This window comes from Paenibacillus validus NBRC 15382 (genome assembly GCF_004000985.1).
GTDB classification, from domain to species: Bacteria; Bacillota; Bacilli; order Paenibacillales; family NBRC-103111; genus Paenibacillus_G; species Paenibacillus_G validus.
Window position 1 is genome coordinate 24,591 of sequence record NZ_BIMH01000043.1, and the last position, 14,553, is coordinate 39,143.

General features: G+C 46.4%; 11 protein-coding genes. 8 read left to right on the forward strand and 3 right to left on the reverse strand.

The window, feature by feature from the left end; genetic code table 11:
- Positions 1-143 precede the first annotated feature (143 nt).
- A complete protein-coding gene (locus PVA01S_RS21090) occupies positions 144-338 on the reverse strand; it encodes a hypothetical protein (protein WP_127609308.1) in 195 nt (64 codons plus the stop codon).
- A gap of 55 nt (positions 339-393) precedes the next feature.
- Here PVA01S_RS21090 and PVA01S_RS21095 point away from each other — a divergent pair, with 55 nt between their 5' ends.
- The 7 genes from PVA01S_RS21095 (at position 394) to PVA01S_RS21125 (ending at position 9,988) form a co-directional block, all read left to right on the forward strand.
- Complete coding sequence (locus PVA01S_RS21095) at positions 394-1,446, forward strand: autoinducer 2 ABC transporter substrate-binding protein (RefSeq protein WP_127609310.1); 1,053 nt, start codon at positions 394-396, stop codon at positions 1,444-1,446.
- 58 nt (positions 1,447-1,504) lie between these two features.
- Positions 1,505-3,247, forward strand: coding sequence for a cache domain-containing sensor histidine kinase (locus PVA01S_RS21100; protein ID WP_164751922.1), 1,743 nt, complete (start codon positions 1,505-1,507; stop codon positions 3,245-3,247).
- Positions 3,248-3,253: 6 nt separating this feature from the next.
- Positions 3,254-4,897, forward strand: coding sequence for a response regulator transcription factor (locus PVA01S_RS21105; protein ID WP_127609314.1), 1,644 nt, complete (start codon positions 3,254-3,256; stop codon positions 4,895-4,897).
- 300 nt (positions 4,898-5,197) lie between these two features.
- Entirely contained in the window at positions 5,198-6,088 is an 891-nt protein-coding gene (locus tag PVA01S_RS21110; RefSeq protein ID WP_127609316.1) for an alpha/beta fold hydrolase, read from the forward strand.
- Positions 6,089-6,255: 167 nt separating this feature from the next.
- Positions 6,256-7,500 carry a substrate-binding domain-containing protein gene (locus tag PVA01S_RS21115; protein ID WP_164751923.1) on the forward strand — a complete coding sequence of 415 codons (1,245 nt, stop codon included), beginning with the start codon at positions 6,256-6,258 and terminating at the stop codon, positions 7,498-7,500.
- A 36-nt stretch (positions 7,501-7,536) separates the two neighbouring features.
- On the forward strand, positions 7,537-9,033 hold the full coding sequence (locus PVA01S_RS21120; protein WP_127609320.1) for a sugar ABC transporter ATP-binding protein: 1,497 nt from the start codon (positions 7,537-7,539) through the stop codon (positions 9,031-9,033).
- Positions 9,014-9,988, forward strand: coding sequence for an ABC transporter permease (locus PVA01S_RS21125; RefSeq protein ID WP_127609322.1), 975 nt, complete (start codon positions 9,014-9,016; stop codon positions 9,986-9,988). Before PVA01S_RS21120 ends, PVA01S_RS21125 begins: the two co-directional genes overlap by 20 nt.
- Positions 9,989-10,222: 234 nt before the next feature.
- On the opposite strand, the gene PVA01S_RS21130 is transcribed toward PVA01S_RS21125, so the two are convergent.
- The gene (locus tag PVA01S_RS21130) at positions 10,223-11,935 is read right to left on the reverse strand and encodes a 5'-nucleotidase C-terminal domain-containing protein (protein WP_127609326.1); all 1,713 of its coding nucleotides are present in this window, start codon (positions 11,933-11,935) and stop codon (positions 10,223-10,225) included.
- A 430-nt stretch (positions 11,936-12,365) separates the two neighbouring features.
- Between PVA01S_RS21130 and PVA01S_RS21135 the strand changes: the two genes are divergently transcribed.
- The gene (locus tag PVA01S_RS21135) at positions 12,366-14,273 is read left to right on the forward strand and encodes a 3'-5' exonuclease (protein ID WP_127609324.1); all 1,908 of its coding nucleotides are present in this window, start codon (positions 12,366-12,368) and stop codon (positions 14,271-14,273) included.
- Positions 14,274-14,370: 97 nt separating this feature from the next.
- Here PVA01S_RS21135 and PVA01S_RS21140 read toward each other — a convergent pair.
- On the reverse strand, positions 14,371-14,553 hold a 183-nt coding region (locus PVA01S_RS21140; RefSeq protein WP_164751924.1), incomplete at its 5' end, for an L-2-amino-thiazoline-4-carboxylic acid hydrolase.

Here is a 14,553-nt window from a genome sequence, read left to right on the forward strand (position 1 = left end):
ATGCGATTTTTTTGATCGAAGAAAACAACTGCGCTTCAAAATGGAGCGTACGTTCGTACTGATGGGGTGCAATGTACCCCAAACTCCGCTCTATTGCTTCTTTTTGCCCGTTTTGGATTTCTCAATTCAGGTAGTTACTTTCACTAAAAGCCGCCTATCATCAAGTTCGCTTCTTCCAGATCGCCAATTCGCTTGTGAACATCACGCAATGCTTGGTCTTCCGGCTTCAGTTGTCCACGACAATCCCATTTCCCCGGGTACTGCAACACCGGCTTCCCTTCTTCTTGAATAAGTCGAATGGTTCGAATTTTGAATGCCTTTTCGTACTTTTTCGTCATGTCAGACACCTCGATTCCTATCGTCATTCATTGATCCGGGGTAAGGGAGGATTTTATGAAAAAAATAATCGCCATCATCCTTATTTTCTTGATTTTAGGAAGCGCTTGCAATTCTGTAGATCCCCCTTTAAATGAAATTATATATATGAATAGTGAAAAAGAGAATCAGAACAAACAATTGGAGCGTGATGTCGAGAGCGCACCCTATACAATAGCATTCGTTCCGAAAGTAATGGAGAAAACCTATTCCAACGCAGCCGTTGAAGGGGCTAAAGAAGCGGCGAGAGACTTAGGTATTAAAGTTGTGGTCACAGTTCCGCCGACCAGCAACCCGGAAGATCAAATCCAAATCATTAAAAAATTGATCGCGCAAAAGGTGAATGCTATCGCCATTTCGGCAAGTGATCCGGTTAAACTGCTGCCCGTTTTGAGAGAGGCTCGGCGGCATCATATTAAAGTCATTACATGGGATTCGGATTCGGATCCAAGCGGCAGAGATTTTTTCGTCAATATGGTGGATGAGCAAACATTAGGACGACACTTAATGGATATGCTGGCATGGAGTTTAAACGAAACGGGGGATTTTGCAGTTTTAGCAGGTCCTTTGACGGACGCCAATGTGCAGGAATGGATTAAATGGATTTCATTCCAACAGGAGCAATACTATCCGAATATGAGGCTGGTAAAAATCGGGGAAATCGATCATAGCAACGAGAGTGCTGTCGCAAAAGCAAAGGAGATTCTTGAAACCTACCCTAATTTATCCGGCTTAATAGGCGCTAGTTATATTGCTCCGCCTGCCGCAGCACAAGCCGTTCAAGAAGCAGGTTTACGAGGTTCGGTAAAAATCGTCGGCATAGCAACACCTAACTCCACGCGAACGCTCATCAACGACGGCTCTTTGCAGATGATTACGCTTTGGAGCCCTCGTAAGTTGGGTTACTTAACGGTAATGCTGGCCAAAAATTTGCTTGACGGACAATATCCTTACGATCGGCAGGCCATTCTCAATGTCGGTAACATCCGCATGCGATTGCAGAATAATATGGTGATCATGGGGGAACCCATAGACTTTGTAAAGGGAAATATTGATCAATATGATTTTTAACAGGAAATTAATCCAATGGTTGCAGTTGAAAAATTATCGATTGAGAACAAAGCTAATCATGATTTGTGTTTTATTGACAATCGTTCCCATCACGTTGTTAGGATACATTTCATACTATCACTATACGAAGTCGATCGAGGAACAGGTGGGGAAATACGTTCCCAAAATTTTAGATCAAGCAAACGATAACATCGACAAGCAAATGGAAGAGTTGATGCAAATGCCTTGGTTGTTATATAACTCGAACGAGGTGCTGTCGATCCTGCGAAAAGATAATACCCTCAATTTTTCCGAACTCAATAATGACGTGTTTACGGTCAACAGCTATCTTTCGAGAACGTATTTTAACGGAAGTAATGCGCCGCTTCTAGGCGTGTTTGTATGGTCCAAATCCCGCTTATATTACAGCACGACGCTGCCATACTTCGGGTTTGAACAAGAGCCCGATTTTCAGGAAAAAGGAAGTATTATTTTACAGCATGAGACGGATCTCCATTTTGAGTATAATAAGCCATTTTTCTTAATCAAGAAGGAGATTTGGGATTCTGTAAATTTTCAACATGTAGGCATGATGTTGATCGCAGTGGATTTTTCGTTATTTAATAATGTGCTGTTTGATATCAAACAACAAAATGAGGCGGAAACCTGGGTCATGAATCCGCAGGGAGAGGTTATTTATGACACCAATGCAAGGCGAATCGGCTCTATAGTAGACCTTAACTATTATCCAATAAAAAACGGAAGTTTTCGATCCTCACATGACGGCAATCGAAGACTGATAAGTGTCAGTCAATCCGGCCAAACGGAGTGGATCCTGGTCCACAGCATCCCATTTGAATATTTAACGAATAGCACCAAACTGATTCGGGACGTTACCGCGTTATTGGTGGTTATTTTTGTACTGATTACCGGCTTGATTTCGATTTACGCAGCCTGGAATGTAAGCCGTCCTATTGATAAGCTAAGCAGCTTAATGAGAGATGTGGAGAAAGGGTATCTTCAAGTGGACCTTCGTGTCGACTCCAGAGATGAAATCGGATTACTGGCCAGAAGCTTTAATTCCATGGTTTCCAGAATCAAGGACTTGATTCAACAAAACTATCATATTGAGCTGCGCCAAAAACAAGCGGAGCTGTATGCGCTGCAATCCCAAATCAATCCTCATTTTATGTATAACACACTGGAAACCATAAGTATGGCGGTTGAAGACGATGAGAAAGAAACCGTTGTCGATATGGTGACCTTGCTCGGTAAAATGCTAAGGTTTTCGTTAAGCAACAAAGATCGGATTGTGACGCTGCACACCGAAGTCGAACATATCCGGAACTATTTGTCCATTCAAAAATACCGTTTTGAACATCGATTGAACTTTGATATTCAATCGGACATTGATCTGAACCATTATTATTCGCCCAAGTTTATATTACAGCCCATCATTGAGAACTGCATTATGCATGGTCTGGAGACCAGAAAAGGACTTACGATCCGCATTCACATCACCAAAGTATCCGGAATCCAGGGTGGAATGGAAGAAATTCTCATGAGCGTTCAAGATGACGGAATCGGAATGGATCAAGAAACGCTGGAAAAAATCCGTGTATTGCTGGAATCAGACCCGATCGCGGGAAGAGATTCCGGCTTTGGATTGAGTAATGTACATGCCAGAATGGTTATGATGTTCGGGCCGGATTACGGGCTTCGAGTTGAAAGCAAGTTGAAAGAGGGAACGACATTTTACATCCGGATTCCGGTCATAGAGGACATGCAGACTGTGAATAAATATGAAAGAAACGAGGTCTGACTCACCATGAAGACAATTCATACCATCATTGTGGATGATGAGAAGCGGATTCATAGAGGAATCGAACGGTTGGTTCGCGCTTGCCCCGGTGATTGGGAGATTATCGGGATGTTTTCCAACGGAATTGAGGTCATTGAATTTCTTGAAGAAAGCGGCAAGCGGATTGATTTGATGATAACCGATGTGAAAATGCCGGAAATGGATGGCTTGGCGTTGATTCATGAAGTCAAAAAGATCTATCGGGATGATTCGTTTCATTCGATTATCATCAGCGGGTACGACGATTTCCAGCATTTGCAATCCGCCATTCGGGAAGGGGCATCCGATTATTTACTGAAACCAATCGACCGAACGGAATTTATGAATCTCCTGCAAAGAGTGAGAGATAACATTTATGAGCAGAGGTTGAGAAGTGAGAAATGGAACGATTTGAAAAAAAAGGCCGATAAACACGCTCTCGTGAAACAGACTCAGTTATTGAGCGAAGCCGTTTTATCCGGTCCTGAAGATATTTCTACCTTGTACTGGATCAAGGATTTTCCGGAAGGACAATACCAGCTTCTGTATGTCTGCGCGGATGATTTTCCGATGAAAACGCGTGAGTATAAACCGAACGATTGGGGGATTATGGCTTATGCGATTCAAAATATTATAGATGAAATGGTGATCCATAATTACGTTAAGGCGGGGGAAGGAAACAAGGGTTGGTGGTGGCGAGACGGAGGATTCAAATTTTGGGTGCTCCTGTATGGTTCGTCACGGGATGAAAGCTCATTCATTGCAAGCGGGAGCCGCTTTGCCAACGACTTGAGGAGTAACATTCATCGGTATACACCTTTTACCGTATCGATCGGACAAAGCGATCCGTTTAAAGATTTGACGATTTTGCCGGGTTTGCGAAAGCAGTTGCTGGCCTATATTCGCTTCCGAATGGTTTATGGCGGGAATCAGGTGTTTTCCTCTCGTTTGACGAATGAAATGGCGTCTAAAGATGAACATACGCACTTATCTCCGAAGTTGAAGGAAATGGCGAATAAGATGACGAATGCGCTCGGCCACTCCACAATTCCTGGAATCGAAGAGGAATTAAACGCGTTTTTCAGGGGGGTAGCCACACTGCGCTCTCCTTCAGACATACAGCTTGCCATTCAATATATCATGTTTAATCTGTACAAGCTAGCTATGGAAAGTATGGATTTCGGATATTTCCTCCCCGATTTAGACCATGCCATCGATGCGATCAAGGAAGAAACGAATATGATTCAGATCAAAGATTTGGTAAAGAAAATCGTGCTTCAAATCCATCATAAACTGCTGATTTATGAAGAAGAGACCGTGCAAGACCCCATTATGAAAGCAACAACATGGATTAAAGATAATCTGCACAAAAAAATAAGCGTGAAGGACATATCCGATCAAGTTTATATGAACCCTACTTACTTTTGCGAATATTTCAAAAAACAAACGGGGATAACCATACTGGATTATGTAACCGATGTTCGGCTGGAGAAGGCAAAAGAACTTTTGCTGAATACGGATTTAAAAATAGCGGAGATATCGGAGCGCATGAGTTACCAGGATACGAAGTACTTTAGCAGACTGTTTAAACAAAAGTGGGGGAAGCTCCCTTCTGAATATAAAAGAATCTAACCGGAATGAAAGAAGGGGTGTCTCAAATTCAAATGAGGCATCTCTTTCCATGTGAACGCACAGGATCAGCCGAATATTGTCCCCCCTATCTGAAGAATGTGAACTTATGAATGGTTTGGGGAAGCGCTATATTATAACTAACCCAAGGGCAATACATTAAAGGGAATCAGAAAAGAGGAGTTGATTCATGAAGCGAATGGCGAACGGAAAGATTCGCTCTAGAGAAAAGTGATCATGAAAGTCATTTTTTTAAGGTTTGAAAGCTACCTAATCCAACTTGAAAATGGGAGATGAAGCGATATGTATTCAGAACAAATTAAAGATCACACCGGGAAATATGCGAGTTATGGAATGGCAACAGCTAATGGGGTTCGCCTTCATTATATTACCGCCGGCACGGGGGACCGCACCGTTGTACTGCTTCATGGCTGGCCGGAAACTTCACATCAATGGAGACACGTTATTCCGTTGTTGACCCAAGCCGGTTACCGGGTCGTCGCTCCAGACTACCGCGGTGCGGGCAACTCGGAGCGCCCGAGAGAAGGATACGACAAGCATACGATGGCCGTAGACATTCACAGTCTGCTCCACGACCACCTGAAGATTACGAGTCCGAAAATCGTCATTGGTCACGACCTTGGCGGCCAGCTGGCTACCGCTTACGCTTTCCGCTATCCGGAGGACGTATTGTGGATGAGCTGCGGAGAGGCGCCGATTCCGGGCACAAACGTTCACGAGCGGATGAAAACCGATCAGTCCCTGTTCCATTTCCTGTTCCACAACCTGAAGGATCTACCTGAACAGCTTACAGCAGGCCGCGAGCGTTTCTACTTGCAGCATTTCTACGACAAGCTCGGCTATAACCCCTTGGCCGTAGACACCGAACACTTCGCGACAAGCTTCGCGGAACCTGGAGCAATGCGTGCCGGCTTCGAGCTGTACCGCGCTTTCGAGCAGGATGCCGAGGATAACAAAGCGGCGCTCAAGCGTAGCGGCAAGCTGAAAATGCCTGTTCTTGGGCTGCACGGACAAGTTTCTCTGTTTAGTGAAGTGACCGATGAGATGATCCGCGAGTTCAGCGAGAACGTGACCACTATGGCAGTCCCTAATGCCGGACATTGGATCTCCGAGGAGAACCCGGAAGGACTGGTAAACATCATCATCGAGTTCGACAAGAAAGTATTGAAATAACGGGGAAATTCATAACAAAAGGGATACGACCAGGCTTATGCAAAGGGCCTGGTCGCAATTTATGCAGGAAACCGCCGATCCACTACCCTCAATCTTCTATGTTTATGAAAACGGGATTTCTCGAAAAGAATGGTTGGTTAAAACTTTAAGCGATGGGGGCCACTACGATGAGAATGAAAATGGTTCATATGAAAAAAACGGCTGTAATTACAGCTGTATTTGTCCTTTCTATTTCTTTGATAGCGTGCAGCGCTAACTCGGGCAGCGTTCCTGCGAATGGCAATCCTACGGACAGCGGCAGTCAGAAGGCTGGTGCTGTGAAATCTTCGAAGGTAGAACACCCTCCCTGGTATCAAAAGCCTTCTGAAGAACGATTAAAGTTAGCGCAAGAGGATGTAATTTCTACCGAGACAATGGCCAGTGGACCTCGCGGGAAAGCGGCCTTCCCGGCAAGTAAAATTGTAATTACGGACGAGCAATTGCAAAAGATTAAAGCGGGTAATTACAAAGCGGCAATCGCTATGGGCTTCTCAGGGGATGATTGGTCGGAACAGCAGGTTGCAGGTTTAAAAACGGAATTCAAGAGATTAGGCATTGAAGTTATTGCGCAAACAAGCGCCGACTTTAAAGATTCGAAACAGATTGCTGATATTGAAGCGGCATTAATGAAAAAACCAGATATTTTGGTTAGCATTCCGTTGAATGCACAAACGCAAGCCGCCGTGTATAAGAAGGCAGCCGAATCGGGAACAAAAGTTGTGTTTATAGACCAGCCTGTAGACGGTATGGATCCAGGTAAAGATTATGTATCGGTCGTTTCTTCAGATAATTTCGGGCTCGGTATGCAAATCGCCGACGAGCTTGCCAAGGCTATAGGTAATCAAGGAGACGTTGCCGCACTTTATTTTGCTCCGGACTTCTATGTTACAAACGTTCGTTACGAAGGATTTATCGCCCGTTTGGAGGCCAAACACCCCAATATTAACCTTGTAGCGGTTGCAGGTTTCCAAGATTGGAACACGACCCAAGATGTAACAGCAGGTTTATTAACCAAGTACCCCAATTTGAAAGGAATATACGCGAGCTGGGATGTCCCCGCAATGGGAGCTATATCCGCTGCCAAGATCTCCGGCAAGAGTCCAAGTGATTTCGCGATTGTCACGGAAGGCGTGGGGCATGAAGTGGCGCTGAATATGGCTCAAAATGGATTCGTTAAAGGCATTGGAGCCTATCTTCCTTACGACCAAGGCGTTGCTGAAGCGGCTTTAGGGGCATTATCCCTGATTGGCGCCGAGGTGCCTCCGTTTGTTGCCGTTCCTGCACCACCGGTTAATCGGTCGAATTTAGCTGAATCCTTTCAAAGGATCTATCATAGAGAACTACCTCAAGATATCGCCAATGAACTGAAGTAAAAGGGAATGGTTAAGATAAGTCGGGGGTGATAAGTAATGAGCGCTAACTACGCGTTGCAAATGATGGATATTGAGAAGAGCTTTAATGGGATTCCAGTCTTGAAGAAAGCCCACTTCTCGATAGGCAGAGGCGAGGTTCATGCGCTTTGTGGCGGGAATGGCGCCGGGAAGTCCACTTTGATGAAAATTTTGACCGGAGTATACACGAAGGATGCGGGAATTATCCAAATTGACAATCAAACCATAGACATCAACAACGATCAAAATGCGAGGAAGCATGGTATTGCCATGATTTTTCAAGAGTTTAGTCTTATCCCTACGTTAACGGTCGCTCAGAACATCTTCTTGGCGCGGGAGCCCCGGAAGGCTAATGGACTTATTGATGACAAGGAATGCGTCAGAGCGACCGTAGAGATTTTGAAAAAATTGAATGTCGATATTGATCCTAATGCTACCGTAGATTCGCTTGGAGTGGGATATTGGCAGATGATAGAGATCGCCAAGGCACTATCAAAAGATGCGAAAATTCTCATCATGGATGAACCTACGGCTTCACTTTCCGAATCGGAAACGGAGTCCCTATTCAAGCTTGTAAACCAGCTGAAGGCGGAGGGGATTTCCATTGTCTACATTTCACATCGGATGGCAGAGATCTTCGAAATCTGCGACAGGCTGACGGTTTTGAAAGACGGTAAAACGATCTTAACCGATGCGTGCCGGAACTTGACGATGGAGCAGGTCATTGAAAGCATGATGGGGGAGGAAGCAGGGAAATCCTTTAAATGGGTAGAGCGTAATTACATACGGTCAGAAGTCCCTGTCTTGAAAGTGACGCACCTTGCTTACGAGGCGAGGGTGAAAGATGTGTCGTTCCAAATTTACCCTGGTGAAATTGTCGGTCTGGCAGGTTTAATGGGCAGCGGCAGGACCGAGATTATGAAATGCATATTTGGAATCGAACGGCCGACTTCCGGAGAGATTGTCATGAATGGAAAAGCCATCAAAACGACGGCGGATGCCGTGAGCCATGGAATTGCCCTTGTTCCGGAGGACAGAAGAAAGCAAGGCCTGGTGTTGGATCATACGGTTCGTGAGAATATGATGCTGCCCTCGCTCAAGTTTCTTACCAGGAGATTATTCGTGAAGGACAAGCAAGGGACAGTAATAACGCAAACGTATATCGAGAAATTAAATATTAAAACAGATAACGTTTCCAAAATTGTAAAATTGCTCTCCGGAGGCAATCAACAAAAGATTGTACTTGCCAAATGGCTTGCGCGGAATCCGAAGGTGCTGCTCTTGGACGAACCGACGATCGGTGTGGACATCGCCGCTAAATCGGAAATTGTGGACATCATCAGAGCGATGGCAGGCGAAGGGATGGCCATTCTGGTCATATCCTCAGAGCTTGAGGAGCTGCTTGCGGTCAGCGACAGGATCTTGGTTTTATACAACGGTGTGATAACAAAAGAGCTGGATAGGCGAGAAGTCGGCTCGGAGGAGGTTCTCCATCATGCAATCCAAGGTTTTTAAAGCTAAGAATAATCTCGATTTGAGTAAACCCGGATTCCAATGGCGCAATTATATTGTGTACATCGCATTCGTCGTTATCTTCATTTTCTTTGGGATTACGCTGCAGGATTACGGCTTTCATACGAGCAATAACTTGATGAACATTGTCAGGTCGACGACAATGATCACCATCATGGCCGCGGCCATGACATTTGTGATGGCATCCGGCGAAATCGATTTATCTGTAGGTTCTACAGCCGCTTTCGCTGCTTTAATATCGGCACTTACGATGGATGCCGGTTTTGGCGTGATCGGCGCTTTTGCGGCAGGGGTTGTTGCAGGCGTGCTAATCGGGGCGATCAACGGATTTCTGGTTACGAAAGTGGCGATACCTTCCTTCCTAGTGACACTCGGTATGATGCAACTGGTTAGGGGCGTATCCATGTGGATGACCGACACCAAGCCAGTCATCATTCGCAATAAGACATTCATCAGCATTTTTGGTTCGGGCAACCTAGGTCCCATCCCTTCCTTATTGATTTGGTCGGTCGTTATCTTGATCATCGGTCACATTGTTTTGAAGAGAATGCCCTTTGGAAGGAAGATTCTGGCCACCGGAGGTAATCGGTTGTCTGCCGAATATTCCGGGATAAACACCGGCCGCATTAAATTTACAGCTTTGCTAATTTCGGGAGCTGCTGCGGGCATCTCGGGTATGCTTTACAGCGGAATGATGCAGAGTGCGCGTTACAGCTTCGGGCAAGGGGATGAATTGAACGCTATCGCAGCTGTTATTATCGGGGGTACCAGCCTTTTTGGAGGTACCGGATCCATAATCGGCACCGTCATCGGATCGCTGATGATCGGAACCATTAATAACGGGTTGATTATTATGGGTCTTCAAGTCAGCCAACAAATGATAGTCAGCGGCGCGATTATTATTCTGGCTGTGGCCTTCGGCAAGAAGATGAGGTAGGTCGGTTGCGTAGGATGGTTTGATGCTGTCGCCGCATTCGAAGATGGACACTACAATAAGCCAACCTTCCTACAGGATGGCTTATTTGCAGTTGGCCAACCTTCCCAAGCTTTTCCTGAAGCGGAAAGAAACTTGCCGGAAATACAAGGACAGTATGCACAGGCCGGTCGTACAAAAATAAAAGCTTGGGGCCGACGGATCGGCCCAAGCTTTGGGAGTTTGCTGTTAGAAATGTTACGGAAGAATGATTTGCTGGCCGGGGAAGATCAGGTTCGGGTTCTTCAATCGGTTCAGCTGTTGGAGCGTTTGCCAGGTCGTCTGATACATGTTGGCGATCTTCCAGAGGGAGTCGCCCTTCTTCACGCTGTATACGGCCGCTTCTTGCTTGGCTGGAGCCGGTGCTGCCGGCTTCTCCTGGACAGGAGCCGACGCAGGGGCTGGTGTTTGCTGTACCCCCGGAGCCTTCACTTCGATGCGTCCTTCCGTCTTCGGAGCTACCTCGCCCTTCTTCTGCAGGTAGGAGATCAGCGATTCCTCCAGCGAGGAGAAGTCGCCTGCCAGCGGGTAATCCATGAACATCGTGTACTGGTCGCCGCCTGACGCCATAAAGTCGTTCGTCGCAAGCACGTACATGTTGTTCGGTTCGAGCGGCTGATCCTTTATAGTGACGGAGGTGACACGCTGGTTTTTCGGCTGGGACGGATCAATGGTGAACTTGATGCCTGCAACGTGCGGGAAGCCGCCTAGCGAATCCGGATAAGCCGAAACGCCGAGCTCAAGAGCAGCCTTGATATCGGAGCCCTTGACCTTCTTCGTTTGAATATAGTTGCCGAAAGGAAGCACGGTGATGACTTGGCCTTTCGTAATTTGGCCTGGCTCAATGGAGGCCCGGATGCCGCCGCCGTTCGTGATCGCTACGTCGGCCTTCGTCTCATCCAGCATTGCGTCTGCGATCAGGTTGCCGAGATTCGATTCGCCGACCCGGACGACCTCGCGGTCCCCGACGAGCTTCACCGCGGTAGAGCCGACGACCTTGGAAAGCTCTTGTTCCTGCTCCTTCTTAATGCCTGTTACGATATCCAGCACAGCCTTGTCGGAAACGGTTTTAGCCATTTCGGTATCGCTCTTCGTGATAAGCGAAGCCGTCTTGCCGGTCAGCTTGCCGTTCTCGAAGGTCAGCTCAACTTTGCCGAAGTTCTTGCTGTACTCGCCGGTCTGCGCGATCAGCACATTCCCAACCATCATGCCCTTTTCCATCGTGGTGTGGCTGTGACCGTCGATAATGACATCAATGCCTGCCACTTGCTCGGCTACCTTAAGGCTGGTGTCAACGCTGGATTTGTCTACGCCCAGGTGTGCAACCGCCACGATGACGTCCGCCTTGTCCTTCAGCTCAGCTACCATCGCCTTCGCTTCCGCTACAGGGTCGGCAAAGGTGATTCCCTCTACATTTTTCGGATGCGTCTTGTAGGCCGTCTCCGGTGTTGTAAGGCCGAAGAAGCCCACCTTCACGCCGCCTACTTCTTTCAGGTAGGTGGTGCCGAGAACGCGGCTGCCGTCCGCTTTTTTTACATTGGCTCCGAGGATCGGGAACTTGGCCGTCTTAGCCAGCTCCTGCAGCCTGGCATAGCCGTAATTGAAGTCATGATTGCCGGCGGCCATGACATCGTAGCCGATGGCGTTCATAATGTTTACGACGCTCTCTCCGCGAACGAGGTTGGCAATCGTTTGTCCATGGAACGTATCCCCTGCGTCAACGACAAGCGTGTTCGGGTTAGAGGCCTTAAATTCTTTGATCAAGGTGGCCATTTTGGCATAGCCGATCCCTTCCTTGCTCTCCTCCACGCGCGCGTGCACGTCATTGGTGTGAAGGATCGTGATCTTTTTCGCACTTGTCCCTGCTGCCGGTCCGCTGTCTGCTGCAGCAGCCGTTGCCATCGACGCCATTAGAAGCGCCGGCACAAGCAGGCCGGCGACCCATCGCTTCTGACTCTGCTTCACCTGAGCCACTCCTCCTCAACAAATAGTTTAGGTTGTCCTTCGCATTGTAGCAGAAGAGTATTAATGCAGTTTATTCCCGATGTTAAGTTTTGGTAAAAGCGGCGTTGCTGATACAGGTTCAACTCTACGACACCTTCTACGGGAGCATCTTGCAGAACAAGGTCTGTTCTCGTAAAGCGGTTCACCGACCGCAGCGGCGCACGCCGGGGCTGAAGGTTAGCCATCCCGGCTCGATGTGCCCCGCCGATGGCTTCCATTGCTTTCCGTCCTCGTAATGGGTAATAAAAACAAGGTAATTGTCATACTTTGTATATTCATTATGGGCTGTTAGTACTATAATAATGATAGTGGTATTAAGTGCCAGGGGAGATAGAATATGGCTTGCGCGGTTCCGGAAACGATCCCAAGAAGTGCAACGGCTGGAGAACGTATTTTGTTTGAAAGCCTTAGAGATCATTTGCCGAGTGATTATATTGTTTATTACGAACCTGAAATTCGGGGGAGAAGACCGGATTTTGTAATCATAGGTCCTGACCTGGGGTTAGTGATCTTGGAGGTCAAGGATTATACCAAAGGTACGCTCTACCAAATCAATCATGATGAATGGACATTACGCAACACTGCTGGTGAGTTCGTGAAGACGAAAAGCCCGCTCAAACAAGCAAGAGATAATGCACGCTTAATAACGGATCATCTGAAAAAAGACAAGAACCTCGTTCAAGGGATTGGCTCCCATCTAAAGTTTCCCTATGGATACGGTACTGTATTTACTCGTCTTAAACAAGAGGATTTTATCAATCATAACCTATATCAGGTAATAGAGCCTCAATTCGTGCTTTGCAGGGATGAGATCGATCCGGATGAGGATAGTTTTTCACCAGAAATACTAATGGATAAAATTCGAGGCATTTTTACGGTTTGGAATCGGAGGAAGGATTTGTTAACCAGCGAAGATATTCAAGCTATTCGATTCCATCTATTTCCTGAAGTGCGAATTAGCGCAGAGTTCAAGCCTCCTATAAACCATCAGGACCAGCTCTTGCTCTCCCTGTATAACATCAAAACCATGGATCTCCATCAAGAAAATATGGCGAAGCAGCTTTGTGATAAGCACCGACTTATTCGAGGGGTAGCGGGAAGTGGCAAGACGCTTGTTTTAGCCAGTCGTGCTAAAATGTTAGCCAAAGCCCATCCGGATTGGAAGATTCTTGTGCTATGTTACGGAATTCCGTTATCACGGAATTTAAAACAAATGATCCAGCGGATGATGAGGGAGCCGGAAGATTTATTTGATTTGCTGAACTCTTCCTCATCAGATCATCATGCGAATACTCATGTAGAGGTATATAACTTTCATGAATGGCTGCGAAATAGCTTGAAAATGAAAGATAGCGATATACCAGCATTATTGGATAAAGTGAATAAGAAGGAAGCGATCCTTCCCATCTACGATGCTGTAATGATTGATGAGGGGCAAGATTTTGAGGCAGACTGGCTCAAGCTGTTAAGCTGTTGTTTGAACCCGGATACACAATCACTGCTCTTGGTTGAAGACCGAGCACAATCGATTTTTAAAAGAAAAACGAGCCTGGCCCAAGATATTGGTCTTGATTTTCGGGGACGGTCCAAAATTCTCTCGATTAATTACCGAAATACGGCGCAAATTGTTCAGTTTGCCTGGGACTTTTATCAGGAGCATTCCCGGTTAAAGAATAAAGTTCAGGAAGCTTCCGTAGAAGGGGTGGAAATTATCCCTCCACAATCAACCAAGAGAAAAGGCCCGGAGCCGATGATCAAGAGCTTTCGCAATATTCAGGAGGAAATGAATTTTGTATCGAAGTCGATCACGTTTCTCCACCGGGAGAAAAATATACCGATACAAGACATGGCTATTTTGTATAGAGTTAAAAACAACCATCACACGTCTTACATCGATGAAATAAAAAATAGCTTGACTCAACACGAACTAGCCTATACATGGATCACTGAAAGTGCAGAATCGAAACGGAATTTTATTCGAGATGAACATACCGTAAAGATTTCTACTATCGACAGTGCCAAAGGGCTTGATTTCCGAGTTGTGTTTATCATTAATGTGGAGAATATGCCATTCCCCCTTGAAGAAGTGGAAGAAAGGGAAGTCTCCCTATTCTATATAAGGATGACCCGAGCTTTGGAATGGTTGTTCCTAACTTACAGCGGTGAATCCAAGTTCACTAAATATTTAGACAGCGTGGGTAAGCAGAGAAGCCAGCAGACATCATCCCAACTACAATCTGGATAAGACAGAATTCGAATGTAGCACCCTAGGGGTGCTTTTATGGTAGGGGTTAAGATTGCGGGGTTAAGGGCCAGTTGCTGCACCAACTGGCCTCTTGCAATTAATTCAGCTTTTCAAATTCAAACGAGCAGGCAGGCTGACCTGTGGATAGCATCGCAGGCCTCTCAAAATGAACGCCGTGCGGATTCCCCGGTTTCAGCAAATCACCCCAAATGTTATCCAGCCTGCAAAAGATCACGGTTAATTCCCCGGCATCATGTTCCCGGAAAAAATTATGGTAGAA